This window comes from Nocardiopsis xinjiangensis YIM 90004, from assembly GCF_000341145.1.
Taxonomy (GTDB): Bacteria; Actinomycetota; Actinomycetes; order Streptosporangiales; family Streptosporangiaceae; genus Nocardiopsis; species Nocardiopsis xinjiangensis.
Map to the genome: position 1 here is coordinate 65,593 of NZ_ANBE01000043.1, position 20,687 is coordinate 86,279.

The following is a 20,687-nucleotide window of genomic DNA, read 5'->3' on the forward strand; positions in this document are numbered from 1 at the left end:
ATGACCAGTGCGGTACTCATGGCGGGGTTCCCTCTTCCCGATGTCGGTCCGCTCGGCCCCGGACCGACACATCGTCCCGGGCCCCCGATGCTGTCAGAATGCCGATGTCCTCAGACGGCCAGGGGCATGGAGACCGGTAGCGAGGTGTCGGTTCCCAGGTCCAGGGGCGAGGGCGGAAGGCCCGCGGCCACGACCTCGGCACCCAGCGCGGCGATCATCGCCCCGTTGTCGGTGCACAGGCGCGGGCGCGGCACCCGGAGTTCGATACCGGCCTCGGCGCAGCGCTGCTCGGCCAGGGCACGCAGCGCGGAGTTGGCCGCGACGCCGCCGCTGATGACCAGGGTGCTCACGCCGTGCTCGACGCAGGCGTCCACGGCCTTACGGGTGAGCACGTCCACGACCGAGTCCTGGAAGGCGGCGGCGATGTCGGCGAGCACCAGGGGACTGCCCGAACGGTCGGCGTCCTCGACGTGGCGGGCCACCGCGGTCTTGAGCCCGGAGAAGGAGAAGTCGTAGGTGCCGTCGCCCCACTTGCCGCGCGGGAACCGCAGCGCCGAGGCACTGCCGCGTTGGGCGGCCCGGTCGATGTGGGGCCCGCCCGGGTAGGGCAGTTCCAGCAGGCGGGCGACCTTGTCGTAGGCCTCCCCGGCGGCGTCGTCGACGGTGTCGCCGAGGGAGACCACATCGGTGGCCAGGTCGTTGACCAGCAGCAGCGAGGTGTGCCCGCCCGAGACCAGCAGTGCGATCGCGGGCTCGGGCAGCGGCCCGTGCTCGAGCTGGTCGACGGCGACGTGGCCGATGAGGTGGTTGACGCCGTAGAGGGGCTTGCCGAGCGCCATGGCATAGGCCTTGGCGGCCGAGACACCCACCAGGAGTGCACCGGCCAGTCCGGGACCGGCGGTGACGGCCACGGCGTCGATGTCCTCCTTCTGCACGCCCGCGGAGTCGAGGACGCGTCGGACGGTGGGAACCATGGCTTCCAGGTGGGCGCGGCTGGCGACCTCGGGCACGACACCGCCGAAGCGGGCGTGCTGGTCGACACTGGAGGCGACCTCGTCGCCCAGCAGTTCACAGCCGCGCACCAGACCGACGCCGGTCTCATCGCACGAGGTCTCGATCCCGAGGATCAGCGGGTGGTCGCTCATCGGTCCTCCTTGTGGCCGGAACCGCCGGCCTCGTCGACACGGAGCATGGTGATCGCGTCGGTGCCGTTGTAGTAGCCGTCCCGCACCCCGACCCGGACGAACCCGAATCCGGTGTAGAGCTTCTGCGCACGCGGGTTGTCTGCGCGCACGTCCAGGAACATGCGGGTGATGCCGCGCCGTCGGGCCTCCTCGAGCAGGGCGGTGAGCAGGGCGCTCCCCACACCGCTCCCCCACAGGCGCTCGTCGACCGCCATGGTCTGCACGTCGCCCTCGGGTGCGGCCGCGCGCAGGCCCGCATAGCCGACGACCTCGCCGTCGGACTCGGCCACGACGTAGTGGCGGCCGGGTTCGGCGAGTTCACTGAGCAGGGCGTACTGGCTCCAGGCGTCCTCGGGGAACAGCGCGGTCTCCAGCGCCATGACGGGCCCGACGTCGGCGAGGTTCATCGGGCGCAGGCGCACGGGCGTCACTTCACCCACTGGCGTACCTTCTTCGGGGCTCCGGGGGCGATGGCGTCGGGGCGGCGCAGGTACAGCGGTCGGGGCTCCGGCAGGCCCTCGCCGCTGTGCAGCCGGCCCAGCGCGAGCTCGGCCATGGCGGCGGCGTCGGGCAGGAGCGGTTCGGGGGCGGCCGCGGCCCCGCCGAACACGTCGGCGTACATGCGGGCGCCGTCACCGACCAGGGGGAGCCCGCCGGTGTCGAGTTCCGCGGGCCTGAGGACCTCGACCTCACCGGCACGGGTGCGGTGGTCGTCGTAGCGGGCCCAGAAGACCTCCTTGCGGCGGGCGTCGGTCATGGCCACGAAGGGGGTCTCGCGCCCGGTGGCGAAGGCCAGGGTGTCCAGGGTGGTGAGCCCGTGGCAGGGGATGCCGAGCCCGTCGGAGAGGGCGTGTGCGGTGGCGAGCCCGACCCGGAGCCCGGTGTAGGGGCCGGGGCCGATGCCGACCGCGATCGCGTCCAGGTCGGCCAGGGTGAGGCCTGCCTCGCGGGTGAGGTCGCGGAGCGTGGGCGCGAGGAGTTCACCGTGGCGGCGCCCGTCGACCGAGGAGGCGCAGGCGCGCAGGGTGAAGGCACCGTCCGGGGCGCTCTCACCGATCGCGGCGGTGACCGCCGGTGTGGCGGTGTCGAAGGCCAGGAGCAGCACGGGTGACCTGCCTATTCGTTCCCGGGGTCGCCGGGCAGTTCGGCACCGGTCCAGCGGACGCCGACGGGGCGCAAGCGGACGGTGCGGGTGTCGTCGGGGTGGCGTGCGATGTCGATCTCCAGTCGCTCCTCCGCCAGCCCTTCGGCCACGTCCTCGCCCCATTCCACGACGGTGACGGAGTCGGCGAGGGTCATGTCGAGGTCGATGTCGTCGATCTCGTCGGCGCCGGAGAGACGGTAGGCGTCCACGTGCACCAGGGCAGGGCCGCCGACGAGGGACGGATGGATGCGGGAGATGACGAACGTGGGCGAGGTGACCGACCCGCGCACACCCAGGCCTTCGCCGAGACCCTGTGTGAAGGTGGTCTTCCCGGCGCCGAGGGGGCCGGAGAGGATGAGCAGGTCGCCCGGTCGGGTCAGGGCGGCCAGGTCGCGGCCCAGTGCGCGCATGGCGTCGTCGGTGGCGGCGCCGACCGTGCGCGCGTGGGCCCCGTGTGCGGTGGATGTCGCTTGTGTCATGGGTTCGCTGCTCGTGTCGGTTGTGATCGGGAAAGCGGGTGGTCCGGTGCCGACCGCGGAGCCTTCCCGTTCAAGGTTATGGCTCCCCGACCACCCGTGCGGCCGGTTCACCGGGTCCGGTCAGCCGAGGGCGGTGTACTCGCGCGGGACCCGGGTGCTGATCCTGGTGACGATCTCGTAGGGGATCGTGTCGAGGATGCGGGCCCAGTCCAGGGCCGTGGGGGCGCCGGGCTGACGGGAGGGGTCGCCGAAGAGGACCGCGTACTCCCCCGCCGACACGTCGTCGTCCCCGACATCGACAACGAACTGGTCCATGCAGACTGTTCCCGCGATGGTGCGGGCCCGGTCGCCCAACAGGAGGGGGCCGCGGTTGGTCGCGGCGCGCGGGACACCGTCGGCGTATCCCAGGGGCACCAGGGCCAGGGAGGTCTCGCGGTCGGTGACGTAATGGTGGCCGTAGGAGACGCCGCTGTCGGCCGGGACCCGCTTGGTGAGGGCGACGCGGGACTCCAGGGTCATCGCGGGCCGCAATTCGGGCACGTCGTAATCAGGAATCGGGCACAGACCGTAACTGGCGATCCCGGCACGCACCAGATCGAAACGTGCCTCGGGCAGGGTGAGCAGCGCCGCGGAGTTGGCGATGTGGCGCACCTCGGGCTCCAGACCGGCCTTGTCGGCGGTGGCCAGGGCGGCGTGGAAGGCCGACAGCTGCGCGGCGATCGAGGGGTGGCCGGGCTCGTCGGCGCACGCGAAGTGCGACCAGATGCCGCTGACCTTCACGAGCCCGTCGGCCTCGGCACGGGCCGCGGCGGCCACGACCTGCTCCCAGTCCTCCGGGGAGATCCCACCGCGGTTGAGCCCGGTGTCGGCCTTGAGCTGGACCCGGGCGACCCGGTCCAGACGGCGCGCCTCGGCCACGATCGTGTCCAGGACCGCCCTGTCGCTCACGCCCAGGTCGATCTCGGCCTCGATGGCCTCACCGACCGGTTCGCCCGGCGGGATGATCCAGGAGAGCACGGGCACGCTGATCCCGGCGCGGCGCAGTTCCAGACCTTCCTTGATCAGGGCCGTACCCAGCCAGGTCGCGCCGCCGGCCAGCAGCGCGTGGGCTGCGGGCACCATCCCGTGCCCGTAACCGTCGGCCTTGACCACACCCATGAGCGGGGTACCGCCCGCACGTTCCTTGAGGAAGCGGGCGTTGTCGGAGAGCGCTCCGAGATCGACGCGGGCGCGCGCGAAGTGTGCCATGCCCTCCAGTGTTCCACGCATTGGTTACCTGTGAGGGCCCACGGGTATGTGCCTTTCGACCGAATTTCACGCCCTGACGAGGGGAAATCGGTAATGAGCGAAATCGGAAGTGAACGAGCCGTCAACGTCTCCCGACTCTGGTCCGGGGGCCTCGCCACGGCCGTCGTCGCGATACTCATGGTCTTCGCGAGTGCGCTCGTCTTCCGCGGTGTCTTCGACGTCCCCGTCCTCGCTCCCGAGGAGGCCGGGTACCTCGGTGACACGAGCACCGCCGTCTACGCTCTCCTGGCCGGTGTGACCGCACTCGTCGCGACCGCGCTGCTGCAGGTTCTGCTGCTGTCGGCACCGCGTGCGCTGACCTTCTTCGGTTGGATCATGGGGCTGGCCATCGCCATCGCCGCGGTGACCCCGTTCAGCCAGGCCGCGGAGACGTCGAGCCAGTCGGCCACTGCGGTCATCAACTTGGTCGCCGGTATCGCGATCGTGGTCCTGCTGCGCAGCGTGGGCCGTACGGCCTTCACGACCCGGTCGGCCACGACCCCGGAGAAGCCGCCCACACTGGGCCCCAACGCCCCGTCCGACCCTGAGGGGTATCCGAACCAGGCTTCGACCGGGCCTGCCCTCCAGCAGGAGGGCATTCTCCCCGACGTGAGCCAGGAGGAGTACCGTGCCGCGGAGATGCGCGCCAGGCGGCAGGAGGCCGAGGAGGAGCGTGCGCAGGAGGGCCCCCGACCCGAGTGAGGCGGGGACCGGTACGAACGGGGTGGGGGCGGAGCCGGTCGGCTCCGCCCCCACCCCGTGTGCGGGGCCTGTCGTGTGCGGGTTCGGGAGAACCGGCGTGCCCGTGGCCGCGTCGCATCAGGACACACCGGTGAACGGACCGTCCATGTCCCCCGTGCCGGAGAATGTGTACGGACCCGCGCCCGCCCCGCCCCGCCCCCGAGGAGATCGACGTGGCCCACTACGAGATCGACCCGCAGCAGGTCTCGACCGTGCTGACCGAAACCAGCGGCCATCTGGGTGAGGAGGGCGGCTCGGACGGGCTCTCCGGTGCCCTGAGCTCCATGGAGACCACACTTCTCTCGCTCGGAGAGGGGGTCCAGAGCACCCCGGTCACGATCGCCCTGAACGAGTTCGGCGGCCATTACCTGGGATTGGTGGCCGACATGCTCAACCAGGCCGGCAGTGGCATCCAGGGCACCAACGATGCCACGACCCACTTCATCAGCGGCGACCAGGAGATGGCCCGGCAGGCCCAGTACGACGCGGGGGCGATCGACGACCCCGACGCTCTGCCCTCCGACAACGTCCGCCTGCAATGACCCAGCGGTCTCTCCCCCTCCCGACCCCGACCCCGATCCCGAAGGGACCCCTGTGAGCCGCGACGTCGTCGCCCTTCTCGAACGTGCCCCCGACGCCCGGACCCTGGTGGACGCGGTCTGCGCGGCCGATCCGGCCCTCCGTGTGCGATCGGTGGCCGACGGGACGGTCGTGTACCTGTTCGAGAACTCCGGGCGCCTCCTCCTGGCCCTGCAGGCGGCACAGGAACTGCCGCTGTCGGCCGAGGCGGACCGGCTGCTCGGGGAGGGCACGAGCGACCGGCTCCCGGCCCGCCCCCTGTGGGTCGAGGCCCGGGGAGCCGAGACCGAGGACCGCGACACGGCATCCCTCGCGCGGCGCTGCGCCGAATACCTGGTCCAGCAGTGCGGCGGACTGGTCGTAGGGCCCGAGTCCTCGCTCACACGCGACAGGGAACACCCGTGGGGCACGACCGGCCACCCAGCGGTCAGTGTGTCCACGGAGGAACGGGCGGTACTGGTACAGGACCGGCCGGTGGTGCCCCTGTCGTCCTGGATCGTCGACGCCCTGGCCGAACACGGCCGGGAGGGGCGGCGCCTGCAACTCCTCACCCCGTCGACGAGCGTGCTCACACACGCGATGCGCTGGCTCATGGCACAGCCGGGGGCCGCATGGGTGGTGCGTGCCCCGGACGGCCGTCACTACGACGGGTTCAACGGGCTGCCCATGGTGTGGGAGAAGGGGACCGGTTTCGTCCTGGACCCCGACGTCGATGCGGAGGAGGGTCCCGACCAGGCCTTCCGGGCCTCCGCCGACGAACCCCTGGGGGCCCAGCTCCGTGTGACCGTGCACCTGGATCATCCCCTCACCCCCGGCCTGGAGCTGGGCGAGGCGGTGGACCTGTTCACCGAGCACCTGGCCGGCGCGCTGCCGGCCGTGTGGGGTGTGGACGAGCCGATGAACGAGGTCTGGAACCGCGCTCGTGTGACGGCGCTGGTGCGCGAACGCGCCCCGGGGGCGACCACGGCCTTCCTCACGGGACCGGAGGAGGAGGGGGTCCGGCCCTTCGGCGGAGTGCTGCGGTACTCCCGCACCAGATCCGGGGTACACGAACACCTCGAACTCACCGTCGGGTTCCGTCCGGGTGAGGAGCCCGGCCTGGAGGCCTTGGAGGAACTGGTCGACGAGCTGGCCGACCGGGACGGTCTGCGCAGTGTGGTGGTGCACCGGGCCCTGGGGCGTCCCGACCTGACCTACGCCCCGCGGTGGGCCGGGGTACAGACCCCGGTGGGGGTGGCCGTGGGGCCCGAAGGGGTACTGGCGGTCAGGCGCGGGACGGTGGATTCGGCGCCGGTCGAAGGTGTGCGGTTCGGTCCGCCCCTGACACCGACGGTGTGGTTCCGGATCGGCGACGGGGTGGAGCCCGGCAGCTGGACCCGTTTCCGGGATCTGCTGGAGCACATGCGGCCCCCGACGGCCGACCGCCGGTGAGGCAGCCCCTGCTTCGTCTTCCCTCAGGTGCGGGTGACGAGGGCCTCGGCGGAGCCCGGGCTGAGGCAGTGCTCGATGACCATCACGGCGGCGCCGACGACACCCGCGCTCTCCCCCGCGGTGGAGGAGACGATACTCAGGTGCTCGGTGGCCAGGGGCAGCGAGCGCTGGTAGATGTTCTCGCGGACCCCGGCGAGCAGGTGGTCGCCGGCCAGGGCCATGGCGCCGCCGATGACGATCACCGAGGGGTTGAACATGTTGACGGCCGCGGCGAGGACCTCGCCGATGTCGCGGCCGGCCTGGCGCAGGGCACGCAGCACCGGCACGGAGCCGCCGCGGGCCAGATCGACGATCTCGCGGGCTCCGGTGGCGGGCACACCTTCGGCTGTGAGGGCCTCGGCGATGGCGGTTCCGGATGCGACCGCTTCGAGGCAACCGGTGTTGCCGCAGCGGCAGGGTTTGTCGGAGCCGCTGGGCACGAAGACGTGGCCCATGTCGCCGGCGGCGCCCTGCGCCCCGCGGTAGACGCGTCCCTCGCTGACGATGCCGCAGCCGATACCGGTGGCGACCTTGACGAACATGAGGTGGCTGGCGGTCGGCCAGGAGGCGTGGTGCTCTCCGACGGCCATGATGTTGACGTCGTTGTCGACCAGGACCGGCACGTCCACGTGTGACCTGACGTAGCCGGAGACGTCGAAGTGGTCCCAGCCGGGCATGATCGGCGGGTTCACGGCGCGGCCGGTGGCGTGCTGGACGGGGCCGGGCAGCCCCAGCCCCAGGCCCAGGAGCTCGTCCTCGGAACGCCCGGCCCGGTCGAGCAGGGTGCGGCCGTGTCCGACGACCCAGTCCAGGACGGTTTCGGGCCCGGCGGCGATCTCGAGGTCGACACCGTCTTCGGCGAGGATCTGCCCCGACATGTCGGTCAGGGCCATGCGGGTGTGGGTGGCGCCGAGGTCGGCGGCCAGGACGACACGGGCATCGGGCCGGAAGCAGAAGGTCGTGGGCGGGCGTCCTCCGGTGGAGACCGCTTCGCCGGCGGGTCCGATGAGGCCGCTGGCCAGGAGCGCGTCGACGCGCTGGGTGACGGTCGAGCGCGCCAGTCCGGTCACCGATGCCAGTTCGGAGCGGGTGCGGGGGCGGCCGTCCCGCAACAGGCGCAGGAGGGTCCCCGCCCCTGGCGCCGTCGTCGCGGGCGCGGCCTCTCGCAGCTCCGTCACGGCCCTGTCCCCCGTTCCAGTCAGCGTGTCTTCCGTCATGCGACCAGTGAATCACAGGATCTATTGACCGACCGCCATGGACCTATTTTTCCTCCCTCCGGCAACTTATGCTTGACGTTCGACATAAGTGCGGCGTAATCTGCCGAGCATGTCAGTGAGAAAGGTCACAAGCCTGGGTGAAGCCAACGATTCGGCCGTTGCAGTCGTACCGGAGACCTACCGGGCGGCCGTGATCGGTACGGGCTTCATGGGCCGGACCCACACCCACGCCGTCAGGGCCACCGGCGGCACGGTGGTCGGGGTCGCCGGATCCTCGGCCGACAAGGCCGCGAGCTTCGGCGCCGCCCACGGCATCGGCCGCACCCACGCCGATCCCCTCGAACTCATCCGCCGCGACGACGTCGACGTGGTGCACGTGTGCACCCCCAACCACCTCCACGCACCACTCAGCCTCGCCGCGCTCGAGGCGGGCAAGCACGTGGTCTGCGAAAAGCCCCTGGCCACCGATTCCTCACTCGCCCGAGAGCTGGTCACCGCCGCGCACGAGGGCGACCGCGTGGCGGTGGTCCCCTTCGTCTACCGCTTCCACCCCATGGCACGGGAGGCCCGCGCCCGTGTGGCCGCCGGTTCCGTGGGCCGGCTGACCCTGGCCCACGGTGGTTACCTCCAGGACTGGCTGCTGCCCCCCGAGGAGGACAACTGGCGGGTCGACCCCGCCCTGGGCGGCCCCACCCGTGCCTTCGGCGACATCGGCTCGCACTGGTGCGACATGCTCGAGTTCGTCACCGGCGACCGCATCACCGGCGTCAGCGCCCAGACCTCCCGCATCTCCGAGACCCGCGGCGCCGAGTCCCGTCCCGTGGACACCGAGGACCTCGTGGCCTTCCAGTTCACGACCGCGGGAGGGATGGTCGGCACCTCGGTGATCAGCCAGGTCTCCCCCGGCCGCAAGAACCGGCTCGTGCTGGAGGGCAGCGGCACCGAGGGCTCCCTCGTCTTCGACCAGGAACGCGCCGAGACCCTGTGGGCCGGCGGCCGCGAACGCACCGGCGTCATCTCCCGCGACGACCCCGGGCTCAGCCCCGACGCCGCCCGGCTCGTGAAGGTCCCGGTCGGTCACCCGCAGGGGTACCAGGACTGCTTCAACGCCCTGGTCACCGACACCGGCGCGGCAGTGGCCGGTCGGGCTCCCGAAGGGCTCCCGGTCTTCACCGACGGTCTGCGCACCGCGGTGCTTGCCGAGGCGGTCCTGGAGTCGGCCCGCGCACGCGGTTGGGTCGACGTCCCGCGGGTGGAGGAGCCATGACCGCCCGCCCTCTGCTCCGGATGAAGGGCATCACCAAGTCGTTCCTCGGCGTGCGTGTCCTGCACGGCGTGGACCTGGACCTGTACCCCGGCGACCTGCACGCGCTCGTCGGGGAGAACGGGGCGGGCAAGTCGACCCTGATGAAGGTACTGGCCGGCGTCCACCGCGCCGACGAGGGGACCATCGAACTGGACGGCGCACCCGTCTCCTTCGAACACCCGGTCCGGGCGCAGCGGGCGGGGGTCGCCACCGTCTTCCAGGAGTTCAACCTCCTGCCCGAGCTCACGGTCGCCGGCAACGTCCATCTGGGCCGGGAGATCCGGCGGCGCGGGCGGATCGACGTGCGCGCCATGGAACGGGCCACCGGCGATCTGCTCGACGAGCTGGGGCTGGAGGGCATCTCGCCCCGGGCCAAGGTGCGGTCGCTGTCGGTGGCCGAGCAGCAGGTGGTGGAGATCGTCAAGGCGTTGTCCCAGGACGCGCGCATCATCTCCATGGACGAACCGACGGCGTCGCTGGCCGACCACGAGGTCGAGGTGCTCTACCGCCTCATCGCCCGGTTGCGTGAGCGCGACGTGGCGCTGCTGTACGTCTCCCACCGGCTCAAGGAGATCTTCGACCTGGCCACGACCATCACGGTGCTCAAGGACGGCCACCGGGCGACCACGGTCCCGTCCGGGGACATCCGCCCCGCCGAACTGGTCCGCACGATGGTGGGCCGTCCGGTCTCGCAGGTCTTCCCCGACCATTTGGAGCCCCGCGGCGAACACGTGGGCGAGGTCCGCCTGGACGTGCGCGGGGGCGGCAACGAACAGGTCGACGGCATCGACCTGACCGTGCACGGCGGGGAGATCGTGGGGTTGGCCGGGCTCCAGGGATCGGGCCGCACCGAGATCGCCCGGGCCCTCTTCGGCATGGACCGGTTCACCCGCGGCCAGGTCCGCGTGGACGGCCGCCGTGTCGACCCGCGCTCGCCCCGCCGGGCCGTACGCGCGGGGGTGGCACTGGTCAGCGAGGACCGCAAGACCCAGGGCCTGGCGCTGAACCAGTCGATCCTGGCCAACGGGCGCCTGGCGCTGGACGCGGTCTGGCCCCTGGGCGCGCACCGAAGATCCCGTCGCCTGCCGGGGATCTTCGACTCCCTGGAGCTGGTGGCGCGCGGCGGCCACGGCCAGGAGGTGCGGTTCCTGTCCGGCGGCAACCAGCAGAAGGTCGTCCTGGCCAAGTGGTTGGCGGCCGACCCGGGTGTGATGGTGCTGGACGAACCCACCCGGGGCATCGACGTGGGTGCCAAACAGGCGGTGTACCGGCTCATGCGGGAGCTGACCGCCGAGGGTGTGGCGATCCTGCTCATCTCCTCGGAACTCCCGGAACTGATCGGGATGTCGGACCGGCTCGTGGTTCTCGACGAGGGACGCGTGGCCGGCGAGCTGCCGGGCGGTTCCGACGAGGAGACCGTGATGGCCCTGGCCACCGGGGCCCCGCCGGAGGAGCCGGCCGGGAAGGGGCACGACCGGCCCGGCCCGCGCTCCGGCCCCTCCGAGAACGGCCCGCGCTCGCAGCACGAGGGGGCCGCCCCGTGAACCACCCCTCCCTCTCCCCCTCCCCCCTTGCTCCCCGATCCCTCTACTCCCGGTTGGGCACGACCGGTTTGGTCTACGTGGCGCTCGTGGTGATCCTCGCCGTCAGTGCGGCGCTGGTGTCGGCTCAGGGCGCGAGCCTGTTCACGCCCGCCAACACGGTCGACCTGCTCGCCCGTTCCAGCTTGTTGGGCTTCCTGGCGATCGGGATGACCCTGGTGATCCTGTGCCGCTCCCTGGACCTGTCGGTGGGGTACGTGGCGGCGCTGTCCACGGTGGTCGCGGCCACGGTGATGGCGGGTGAGCCCGAGCGGATGCTGCTGGGCGTGGGCGCCGCCCTGGGTGTGTGCGCGCTCGTCGGTCTGGCCAACGGGATCGTCGTGACCAAGCTCCGGGTCAACCCCTTCATCGCGACCCTGGGGATGGGCCTGATCATCAAGGGGTACCTGGACACGAACTTCCAGGGCCCGGCCGGCGAGATCCCGGCGGCGTTCCAGCTGTTCGGATACACGCGTTTCGGCCTGCTGCCGCTGTCGGCGGTCGTGATGCTCGTGCTGGCCGCGGCCGCGGTCTGGATGCTGGCCCGCACCCGCCTGGGCCACCACATGTATGCGGTCGGGGGCGACGCCGAGGTCGCCCGGCTCTCCGGGGTGCGGGTGGCCGCCCCCGTGGTGACGGCGCACGTGCTCTGTTCGGTCCTGGCCGGTGTGGCGGGCCTGCTGCTGGCGGCCCGTTTCGGCACCGGCAACGCGCTGGTCTACGACAACGGCTACGAGCTGGAGGCCATCGCCGCGGTCGTCCTGGGCGGTACCTACCTCCTCGGCGGCCGCGGGGGCGTGGCCGGGACGATCGCGGGTGTGTTCATCCTGGCCACGCTCGACACGGTCTTCAACGTCCTGGCGGTGGACCCCTTCGTCAAGGACGTGCTGCGCGGCACGATCGTCATCGCCGCGGTGGCCCTCTACGCCCGCGGCCAGTTGTCCAGGGCCGCGGTCCGGGTGCGGTTCCCCTCGGGCGGGCGACCACCGCCGGAGGAGTCCCCCGGCCCGCCGGACGGTGGCGGCCCGAGCGCCCCCGAGCCCGCCGTGGGAGGTACGCGATGAGCACGGACCGACCCACGGCGAAACACGCAGGGCCGCGCCGCGACCCGTGGTCCTTCCTGGCGGGCGGCACGGGCACGGTCGCCCTGCTGCTGGTGGTGATCTTCGCGGTCATCGCCACCCAGAACCCGTCGTTCTTCGAGGGCCCGCCGCTGATGGCCTTCGCCCGCATGGCGGCGCCGCTGGTGCTGTTGGCGATCGGCCAGTACTTCGTGATCGTCTCCGGCGAGTTCGACCTGTCGGTGGGCTCGCTGGTGGGCGCCCAGGTGGTCATCGCCGCCCGGCTGATCGACGGCGACGAGGCCAGGACCCTGCCGGTGATGGGGTTGATGATCGTCTTCGGCCTGGCCGTGGGCCTGGTCAACGGGCTGGTCACGACGGTGCTGAAGGTCCCCTCGATCATCACCACGCTCGGCACGATGCTGATCCTGTTCGGCGCGGTGCGGTACTGGACGGGCGGGGCGCCCACCGGTGCGCTCTCCGAGTCCTTCCGGCTCCCGGGCCGGGGCGGCATCGAGGGCGTCCCCTACCTGGGCCAGCTCCCCTACGCGCTGATCATCGCGGCCGTGGCCGCGGTCGCGGCGGTCTGGCTCATGCGCTCCTCCTACGGCCGCTGCCTCATGGCGACCGGCGACAACGACGTCGCGGCCGCGTTCTCGGGGGTGCGGGTGTGGCGGGTGCGCACCACGGCGTTCGTCCTGTCCGGGTTCATGGCCTCCGTGGCCGCCGTGCTCATCGGCGGCTTCTCCGGCGTGACCGCGCAGGTCGGCGACGGCATGGAGTTCACCGCCATCACCGCCGTGGTCCTCGGCGGGGTGCTCCTGGGCGGAGGACGCGGCACGGTCGTGGCCGCCGTCCTGGGAGCACTCGCTCTGGAGGCCCTGTTCACCCTGTTCACCCAGCTCTACCTGCCGGCGACGATCCAGCCGACCGTGCAGGGGCTCATCATCATCGCCGCCGTCGCCTACGCCTCGCGCCGCGGCGACCTGCGACTGCCGGAACGCCTGAGAAGGCGGCCCGGTCCCCCCACCGAGCACCCGCTCGGCACTTCGAGGAGGTAACTACCATGCACGTCCCCCGCGTGCTGTTGGCCGGTGCCGCCGGCCTGGCCCTCGTCCTGTCCGCCTGTACCACCGACGCACCGGAGGACGCCGCCGACGGCAACGGTACGGAACTGACCCCCGAGGAGGAATGGTTCGACCAGGAGGAGTTCGACCGCCAGGTCGCCCAGCGCGACATCGAGCCGGAGGGTTCCGAGGACGAACCCTGGCTCCAGGCGATCGAACCGGAGTGGGTCGACACCTCGGAGTGGGAGTCCGACGACCCCGGGGACGCCACGGTCTGTTTCTCCAACGCCTCGGTGTCCAACCCCTGGCGCGTCACCGGCTTCATCACCATGGAGCAGCAGGTGGAGGAGTTGCAGGAGGCGGGTGAGATCGGGGACTTCCAGGTCTCTGACGCCGCCGACGACGACAACCAGCAGATCTCCGACATCCAGGCGTTCGTGGACTCCGGTGACTGCGACACGATCATCATCTCCCCGTCGACCACCGCGACCATGACCCCGGCGGTGGAGACCGCGTGCGAGAGCGGGGTGCCGGTCATCGTCTTCGACCGCGGCGTGAACACCGACTGCTCGGTCACGTTCATCCACCCGATCGGCGGTTACGCCAACGGCGCCGACTCGGCCGAGTTCCTCGTCGACAATCTGGAACCGGGTTCCCGGGTCCTGGCCCTGCGGATCCTTCCGGGCGTGGACTCGCTCGAGCACCGCTGGGCCGCAGCGCAGACCATCTTCGACGACAGCGACCTGGACATCATCGGCTACGAGTTCACCGAAGGTGACGGCGCACAGATCAAGGACCTGGTCTCCCAGCACCTGCAGCGCGGCGCGGTCGACGGCATCTGGATGGACGCCGGAGACGGGGCCGTGGCGGGCCTGGAGGCGTTCGAGGACGCCGGTCAGGAGTATCCGGTCATCTCGGGTGAGGACGAGTTGAGCTTCATGCGCAAGTGGCAGGAGGAGGACCTGACGGCGATCGCCCCGGTCTACTCCAACTTCCAGTGGCGCACCCCGATCCTGGCCGCGAGCATGATCCTGCAGGGCGAGGAGGTGCCCGAGGAGTGGGTGCTGCCGCAGGAGGCGGTCACCGAGGACGAGCGCGACGAACTGCTGGACCTCAACTCCGGGATGCCGTCCCTGCACTACGCCCGCTTCGGCGGCCAGGACCTACCGGGCTTCCCCGAGGCGTGGGAGGACCGCTAGATGGAGCGCGCGCTGGGGGTCAACACCTGGGTGTGGACGTCGCCGCTGACCGACGCCGCGCTGGAGCGGCTCGCGCCGCGCGTGGCCGGCTGGGGCTTCGACACGATCGAGCTGCCGGTCGAGGACGCCGGCGACTGGGACCCCCGGCGCGCCCGCGCCCTGCTGGAGGACCTGGGGCTGTCGGCGACGGTGGTCCTGGTCATGGGGCCGGGCCGTGAGCTGGTGTTCACCGATACCGCCACCCGGACCGCGACCCGGGACTACCTGAAACGGGTCGTGGACGCGGCGGAAACGGTGGGCTCACCGGTCGTCGCGGGACCGGCCTACGCCTCGGTGGGGCGCACCTGGCGCCTGTCCCCGGACGAGCGCGCGGCTCTGCCCGGCGCGCTGGCCGAGGCCCTGTCCCCCGTGGTCGAGCACGCCTCGGCCGCAGGGATCGCGGTGGCGGTGGAGCCGCTGAACCGGTACGAGACCAGTGTGTTGAACACCGTCGACCAAACACTGGAGGCGTTGGCGGAGCTGCCGCGCGAGCACTGCGGACTGGCGTTGGACCTCTACCACCTGAACATCGAGGAAAAGGACATCGCCGATGCGATCGAGCGCGCGTCCGGAATGCTGAAGCATGTCCAGGTCTGCGCGAACGATCGCGGGACCCCTGGGGCCGATCACCTGGGATGGTCACGGATCGTGACCGCATTGGACAGAACAGGTTACTCAGGCCCCCTAGTCATCGAATCCTTCACTTCTGACAATGCCAGCATCGCCGCGGCCGCGTCCGTATGGCGGCCCCTGGCCGCTACCCAGGACGCGATCGCGGTCGACGGCTTGGCGTTCCTGAGAGGGCTGCACCGGCCGGCCTCCGCCGACGGCGGTGGCGGCGGCGCACCCGGAGTCCCTGACCCGACGAGAGGAGCCCCTGTGGACTGATGCACCGATGAGGCGGCCACCTCCGCTTCCCGACCCTGATAGCAGGCATCCCGACCACCCCGGTCGCAGCCGTACCGGGCCCGCCCCGGCCGACCGGGAGGACTTGTTCGGCGGAGCCCTTCCGCCAGAACACGGTGTCCACCGAGCGAGTCCTACGTCCCTGCCGTCGGCGCCGGCACGCCGCACGGAACTCATCGACTCACTCCCACCCCCAGGTGAGGTTCTGCATGTTCCACAGACCGTTACTACGACTGGGCGCGCTGGTGTCCGGCATCGCGTTGGCCATGGGGCTGACCGCGCCCGTGGCCCACGCACAGGAGGAGAACGAGCAGGAGTCGTTCCACGCCCTGATCTTCTCCAAGACCGCCGGTTTCCGGCACGACTCGATCCCCTACGGCGTCTCCCTCATCGAGGAACTGGGCGACGAGCACGGATTCACCACCGAGCACACCGAGGACTCCTCGGTCTTCAACGAGGAGGACCTGGCCGAGTTCGACGCCGTCATCTGGCTCTCGACCACCGGTGACGTGCTCAACGAGGAGGAACAGTCCGCCTTCGAGAGCTACGTCCAGGACGGCGGCGGCTTCACGGGTGTGCACGCCGCCTCCGACACCGAGTACGAGTGGGACTGGTACGGCGATCTCGTCGGCGCCTACTTCTCCAGCCACCCGCCCGGCACCCAGGACGCCGAGGTGATGGTCAACGACCGTGCGCATCCCTCCACCGAGGGGTTGCCCGCGCGGTGGGACCGCCACGACGAGTGGTACGACTTCGACCTGTCCCCGCGCGGTGACGTGCACGTCCTGGCGGGGCTGGACGAGAGCTCCTACGAGGAGGAGGTGGACCCGGCCGGGCAGATGGGGTGGGACCACCCCACCGCCTGGTGCCAGAACTTCGACGGCGGCCGTTCCTGGTACACCGGCGGCGGCCACACCGTCGACTCCTTCTCCGAACCCGAGTTCACCGAGCACCTGCTCGGCGGGATCCAGTGGGCGGCCGGCGCGGTCGAGGGCGACTGCGGCGCCACCCAGTGGGACAACTTCGAGAAGGTCACGCTGGCCCAGGGCGAGGAGCAGATGGGCGAGCCCATGGGCCTGGCGGTCCTGCCGGACGGCCGTGCCCTGCACACCACCCGCGACGGCGAAGTGAGCCTGTGGGACCCCGAGACCCACACCACCGAGGTCGTCGCCGAGATCCCCGTCTACAACCACGACGAGGACGGGCTCCAAGGCGTGGCCGTGGACCCCGGCTTCGAGGAGAACGGCTGGGTCTACACCTACTACGCACCCGAGGTCGAAGGGGTCCCACCGGGTGAGGCGCCCTCCGACGGCGAACCCGGGGACTTCGAACCCTACGAGGCGCACAACAACCTCTCGCGGTTCCAGCTGGTGGAAGGCGAGGACGGACCGAGCCTGGACCTGGACAGCGAGCAGGTCGTCATGGAGGTCGGAACCGACCGCGGCATGTGCTGCCACGTGGGCGGCGACATCGACTTCGACGCCGAGGGCAACCTGTACCTGGCCACGGGCGACGACACGAACCCGTTCGAGTCCGACGGGTACGCGCCCATCGACGAGCGCGAGGACCGCAACCCCGTCTTCGACGCCCAGCGCACCTCCGCCAACACCAACGACCTGCGCGGGAAGCTGCTCCGGATCTCGGTCAACGAGGACGGCAGCTACGGGATCCCCGACGGCAACCTCTTCCCGACCGAGGAGTACGGCGAGGAGCAGACCCGCCCGGAGATCTACGCGATGGGCCTGCGCAACCCGTTCCGGTTCTCCGTCGACCAGGAGGACGGCACCGTCTACCTGGGCGACTACGGCCCCGACGCGCAGGAGGCCGACCCCGAGCGCGGGCCGCAGAACACGGTCTCCTGGCACACCATCGACGAACCGTCCAACATCGGGTGGCCGTACTGCATCGGTGACAACACCCCCTACATCGACTACGACTTCGCGGAGGGCGCCTCCGGGGAGCCCTTCGACTGCGACGCGCCCGTCAACGACTCCCCGAACAACACCGGGCTGACCGAGCTGCCCCCGGTCACCCCCGCGATGGTCTGGTACGACTACGACGAGTCCGAGGAGTTCCCGCACCTGGGCGAGGGTTCCGGCTCCCCCATGGGCGGCCCGGCCTACCAGTTCGACCCCGAGCTGGAGTCCGAGACCAAGTGGCCCGAGTACTACGACGGCATCCCGCTGATGTACGAGTGGGGCCGCCAGTGGATCAAGCAGGTCCACCGCGACGACGAGGGCGAACTCCTCGACATCACCGAGACGGTCGACGACATCGCCCTGGCCAACCCCATGGACATGGAGTTCGGCCCGGACGGGTCGCTGTACGTGCTGGAGTACGGCTCCGGTTACTTCGGCGGCGCGCCCGACTCGGCGCTCTCGCGCATCGACTACACGGGGGCGGGCAACAGTCCCGTGGCCGATCTGGAGAGCAGCACCTCCTCCGGTCCGGTCCCCCTCGAGGTCGAGTTCTCCGCCGAGGGGTCCGAGCACCCCGGCGGCCTGGACATGGCCTACGAGTGGGACTTCGGGGACGGCACCGCCTCCGAGGAGATCGCCCCCGCCCACACCTACGAGGAGGAGGGCCAGTACACGGTCGTGCTGACCGTGACCGACGAGCTCGGTGCCACCAGCACGGCCACCACCAGTGTGACCGCCGGCAACACCGCACCCGATGTCTCCTTCGACACCCCGAAGGACGGCCAGTACTTCCACTGGGGTGAGGAGATCCCGTTCGAGGTCTCCGTGGAGGACGCCGAGGACGGCTCGATCGGTGACGGCGTCGCCTGCGAAGACGTCGAGGTCACCTCGTCGCTGGGCCACGACGAGCACGCACACCCGTGGACCCAGTACGACTCCTGCGAGGGGACCACTCAGACCGAGACCGACGGCGGCCACGGCGCCGACATGAACATCTTCTGGGTGCTCCAGGCCGAGTACGACGACTCCGGGTCCGGGGACCTCCCCCCGCTCACCGGCAGCGACGGTCTGCGCCTCAACCCGGCGCAGACCCAGGGGCAGTACTTCTCCGACAGCGAGAACGTCTCGACCGAACCCACCGAGGACGAGGAAGGCGGGCTGGAGAACCTCTCCGGGATCCAGGACGGCGGCTGGAGCTCCTACGACCCGGTGAACTTCACCGGCGTGGAGGAGATGGAGTTCCGTGTGGCCTCCGCCGGGGCCGGCGGCACCATCGAGGCACGGGCCGGCGCCCCCGACGGGGACGTGCTCGGCAGCGTCGACGTGGAGCCCACCGGCGACTGGCAGAGCTGGGAGACCGTCACGATGCCGGTCCAGGACCCCGGGGAGACCTTCGAGCTGTACCTGGTCTTCAGCGGGGACGACCCCGGTAACGAGGGATTGTTCAACCTCAACTACTTCGAGGCGGTCCTCGACGGCGACGAGGCTCCCTCCGAGGGCCCCGAGACCGTGCTGACCAGCCCCGAGGACGGTGCCTCCTTCGAGGCCGGGGAGGACGTCCCGCTGGCCGCGGACGTGACCGACCACGGCGAGGCCGGCATCGAGGAGGTGGAGTTCCTCGTCGGCGACGAGGTCGTGGCCTCCTCCGGGGAGACCCCGCACGAGGTGACCTGGAGCGAACCGGAGGAGGGCGAGTACTCCGTCAGCGCCGTGGCCACCGACGGCGACGGCAACACGGGCAGCTCCCCGTCGGCGACCGTCACGGTCGGGGACGGGGCCGGCGAGCCCGGGGAGTGCGCGCCCCCCGAGGTCGACGACGGCTACACCGCCCTGTGGGACGGCGCGTCCCTGGACGGATGGAACCAGGCCGGGCCGGGCGGTTTCGATGTCGTCCACGGCGACGAGGGCTGCAACCTGCAGACCGACGGCGGCATGGGACTGCTCTGGCACGAGACCGAGCTCGACGCCTACCGGCTCGAGCTCGACTTCCTCACCCGGGGCGAGCAGGACAACTCCGGTGTCTTCGTCGGTTTCCCCGACCCCGGTGACGACCCGTGGACGGCCGTCGACGAGGGCTACGAGATCCAGATCGACCCCTACGGCGCCCCGGACGGGGAGCCCATCACCCAGACCGGTGCGATCTACCAGTTCCAGGCGGCCGACTCCCACCCGGCGGAGATCGGTGACTGGAACACGATGGAGATCGAGGTCGATGACCCGATGATCCGCGTGTGGATCAACGGCGAGCTGGTCAACGAGTTCGAGAGCGAGGACCCCGCGCGGGACCTGTCCTCGGGCCACGTCGGCCTGCAGAACCACGGTGACCAGGACCAGGTCCTGTTCCGGGACGTGCAGGTCAAGGAACTGGCCGAGGAGGACCCGGCGACCTTCCAGGAGGTCCTCGAGCGGGTCGGCGAGCTGGAGGAGGAGGGGGCGCTGACCACCTCCGAGGCCCGGCGCCTGGAGCCGCAGCTGGAACTGGCCGAACGGCACGTGGACGCTGCCCGCCCCGCGCAGGCCGGGCGTGCCCTGGAACGGTTCCGCACGGTGGCCGAGCAGGTCGCCGACCAGGAAACGGGAGAGGAGCTGATCGAGCTGGCCGACCGGCTGGCCCCGTTGACGGAGGAATGACCGGTCCCTGACGGGTGGGGCCGGCCCCGGTCGGCCCCACCCCCACCCCCGGACCCCGGCCGCGGCGGCGTTCGTGCGCCGCGGCCGGGGACCCGGTCCAGACGAAGAGGAGGTGTCACGGTGCCCACCGAGAACAGGCGGTCCACGCCCGACACGACGGAGGAGGTCTCGACGGCAACGGCCTCGCCCGCCACCTGGTGGCTGACGGCCGGGGCACTCGTGCTGGTCGGGGCCGTCGTGGCCGCGGCCGTGTTCTTCTTCACCGGTGACGACACCGTCACCCCCGACTCCGGCCGTGTCGCCGAACTGGAGGCCTCGGCCGGCGAGCGCGACGTGGCCCAGGTCGAGGAATTGGTGCAACAGACACGCACCGCCCACGAGGAGCTGCTCCCGGTGGTGGAGTCGCTCGACGGGGCCGTGCCCGCGAACGGTTCCGCTCCCCCCGCCGGAGAGGAGCCCGGCGCCGACGAGGTCGACGACTGGCTGGCGACCACGGAGGGCGCCGCCGAACACTTCGAGAACGTCCCCTCCGGCGAGACCGACTACAACGTCGCCCACGCCGGGATGGCCAACTCCGTGGACCTGCTCGGTTCCGCGGTCGTGGCCTACGCCGGCGCCCTGGAGGCCGAGGACGAGGGTCTGCGGACCGAGATGACCGAACTCGCCGGCGACCTGCGCACCCAGGCGGTGCGGTCCTGGTCGGTGGCGGCGACCCAGTTGGACGTGCTCAGCCTCGAGGCCGGACACGGCCACGTCCACCTGTACCTGCCCGCGGCGCCCGGGAGCGGCGCCCTGGAACCCGACCCCGCCGAGGACGGCGACGGCGCCGCGGAGGACGGCGGACACGACCACTGAGCACGGACGACGGGCCCCGGGGC

General features: G+C 71.2%; 17 protein-coding genes. 11 read left to right on the forward strand and 6 right to left on the reverse strand.

Annotated elements, in window-relative coordinates:
• Window positions 1-110: 110 nt before the first annotated feature.
• The 5 genes from tsaD to alr form a co-directional block, all read right to left on the reverse strand.
• Window positions 111-1,145 carry a tRNA (adenosine(37)-N6)-threonylcarbamoyltransferase complex transferase subunit TsaD gene (gene tsaD / locus D473_RS0119165; protein ID WP_017610667.1) on the reverse strand — a complete coding sequence of 345 codons (1,035 nt, stop codon included), beginning with the start codon at window positions 1,143-1,145 and terminating at the stop codon, window positions 111-113.
• Window positions 1,142-1,615, reverse strand: a complete 474-nt coding sequence (gene rimI / locus D473_RS0119170) for a ribosomal protein S18-alanine N-acetyltransferase (protein WP_017610668.1) — start codon at window positions 1,613-1,615, stop codon at window positions 1,142-1,144. The genes tsaD and rimI overlap by 4 nt, the downstream gene beginning before the upstream one ends.
• On the reverse strand, window positions 1,612-2,289 hold the full coding sequence (gene tsaB / locus D473_RS0119175) for a tRNA (adenosine(37)-N6)-threonylcarbamoyltransferase complex dimerization subunit type 1 TsaB (protein WP_017610669.1): 678 nt from the start codon (window positions 2,287-2,289) through the stop codon (window positions 1,612-1,614). Before tsaB ends, rimI begins: the two co-directional genes overlap by 4 nt.
• Before the next feature lie 11 nt (window positions 2,290-2,300).
• Window positions 2,301-2,807, reverse strand: a complete 507-nt coding sequence (gene tsaE, locus D473_RS0119180) for a tRNA (adenosine(37)-N6)-threonylcarbamoyltransferase complex ATPase subunit type 1 TsaE (protein WP_017610670.1) — start codon at window positions 2,805-2,807, stop codon at window positions 2,301-2,303.
• A 120-nt stretch (window positions 2,808-2,927) separates the two neighbouring features.
• On the reverse strand, window positions 2,928-4,055 hold the full coding sequence (gene alr, locus D473_RS0119185; RefSeq protein ID WP_026127109.1) for an alanine racemase: 1,128 nt from the start codon (window positions 4,053-4,055) through the stop codon (window positions 2,928-2,930).
• Between the two features lie 93 nt (window positions 4,056-4,148).
• On the opposite strand from alr, the gene D473_RS0119190 reads away from it, so the two are divergent.
• From D473_RS0119190 to D473_RS0119200, 3 genes are all read left to right on the forward strand, one after another.
• Window positions 4,149-4,796, forward strand: a complete 648-nt coding sequence (locus D473_RS0119190; RefSeq protein ID WP_017610672.1) for a DUF6069 family protein — start codon at window positions 4,149-4,151, stop codon at window positions 4,794-4,796.
• A gap of 212 nt (window positions 4,797-5,008) precedes the next feature.
• Window positions 5,009-5,377 (forward strand): DUF6507 family protein, encoded by a 369-nt coding sequence (locus D473_RS0119195; protein WP_033353651.1) that lies wholly within the window; start codon window positions 5,009-5,011, stop codon window positions 5,375-5,377.
• A 52-nt stretch (window positions 5,378-5,429) separates the two neighbouring features.
• Window positions 5,430-6,845 (forward strand): DUF6177 family protein, encoded by a 1,416-nt coding sequence (locus D473_RS0119200; protein WP_017610674.1) that lies wholly within the window; start codon window positions 5,430-5,432, stop codon window positions 6,843-6,845.
• A 23-nt stretch (window positions 6,846-6,868) separates the two neighbouring features.
• On the opposite strand, the gene D473_RS0119205 is transcribed toward D473_RS0119200, so the two are convergent.
• Window positions 6,869-8,101, reverse strand: coding sequence for an ROK family transcriptional regulator (locus D473_RS0119205; protein WP_026127110.1), 1,233 nt, complete (start codon window positions 8,099-8,101; stop codon window positions 6,869-6,871).
• A gap of 115 nt (window positions 8,102-8,216) precedes the next feature.
• On the opposite strand from D473_RS0119205, the gene D473_RS0119210 reads away from it, so the two are divergent.
• The 8 genes from D473_RS0119210 to D473_RS0119245 all read left to right on the forward strand — a co-directional run bounded on the left by D473_RS0119210 (window position 8,217) and on the right by D473_RS0119245 (window position 20,664).
• The gene (locus tag D473_RS0119210; protein ID WP_017610676.1) at window positions 8,217-9,368 is read left to right on the forward strand and encodes a Gfo/Idh/MocA family protein; all 1,152 of its coding nucleotides are present in this window, start codon (window positions 8,217-8,219) and stop codon (window positions 9,366-9,368) included.
• Window positions 9,365-10,951 (forward strand): sugar ABC transporter ATP-binding protein, encoded by a 1,587-nt coding sequence (locus D473_RS0119215; RefSeq protein ID WP_017610677.1) that lies wholly within the window; start codon window positions 9,365-9,367, stop codon window positions 10,949-10,951. Before D473_RS0119210 ends, D473_RS0119215 begins: the two co-directional genes overlap by 4 nt.
• Entirely contained in the window at window positions 10,948-12,051 is a 1,104-nt protein-coding gene (locus D473_RS0119220; RefSeq protein ID WP_017610678.1) for an ABC transporter permease, read from the forward strand. Before D473_RS0119215 ends, D473_RS0119220 begins: the two co-directional genes overlap by 4 nt.
• A complete protein-coding gene (locus tag D473_RS0119225) occupies window positions 12,048-13,109 on the forward strand; it encodes an ABC transporter permease (RefSeq protein WP_017610679.1) in 1,062 nt (353 codons plus the stop codon). Before D473_RS0119220 ends, D473_RS0119225 begins: the two co-directional genes overlap by 4 nt.
• 5 nt (window positions 13,110-13,114) lie before the next feature.
• Complete coding sequence (locus D473_RS0119230) at window positions 13,115-14,314, forward strand: substrate-binding domain-containing protein (protein ID WP_017610680.1); 1,200 nt, start codon at window positions 13,115-13,117, stop codon at window positions 14,312-14,314.
• Window positions 14,315-15,241: a sugar phosphate isomerase/epimerase family protein gene (locus D473_RS0119235; RefSeq protein ID WP_017610681.1), complete on the forward strand. Its 927-nt coding sequence runs from the start codon at window positions 14,315-14,317 to the stop codon at window positions 15,239-15,241.
• A gap of 227 nt (window positions 15,242-15,468) precedes the next feature.
• Window positions 15,469-19,809, forward strand: a complete 4,341-nt coding sequence (locus D473_RS0119240; protein ID WP_026127111.1) for a ThuA domain-containing protein — start codon at window positions 15,469-15,471, stop codon at window positions 19,807-19,809.
• Between the two features lie 120 nt (window positions 19,810-19,929).
• A complete protein-coding gene (locus tag D473_RS0119245; RefSeq protein WP_017610683.1) occupies window positions 19,930-20,664 on the forward strand; it encodes a hypothetical protein in 735 nt (244 codons plus the stop codon).
• Window positions 20,665-20,687: the final 23 nt, after the last annotated feature.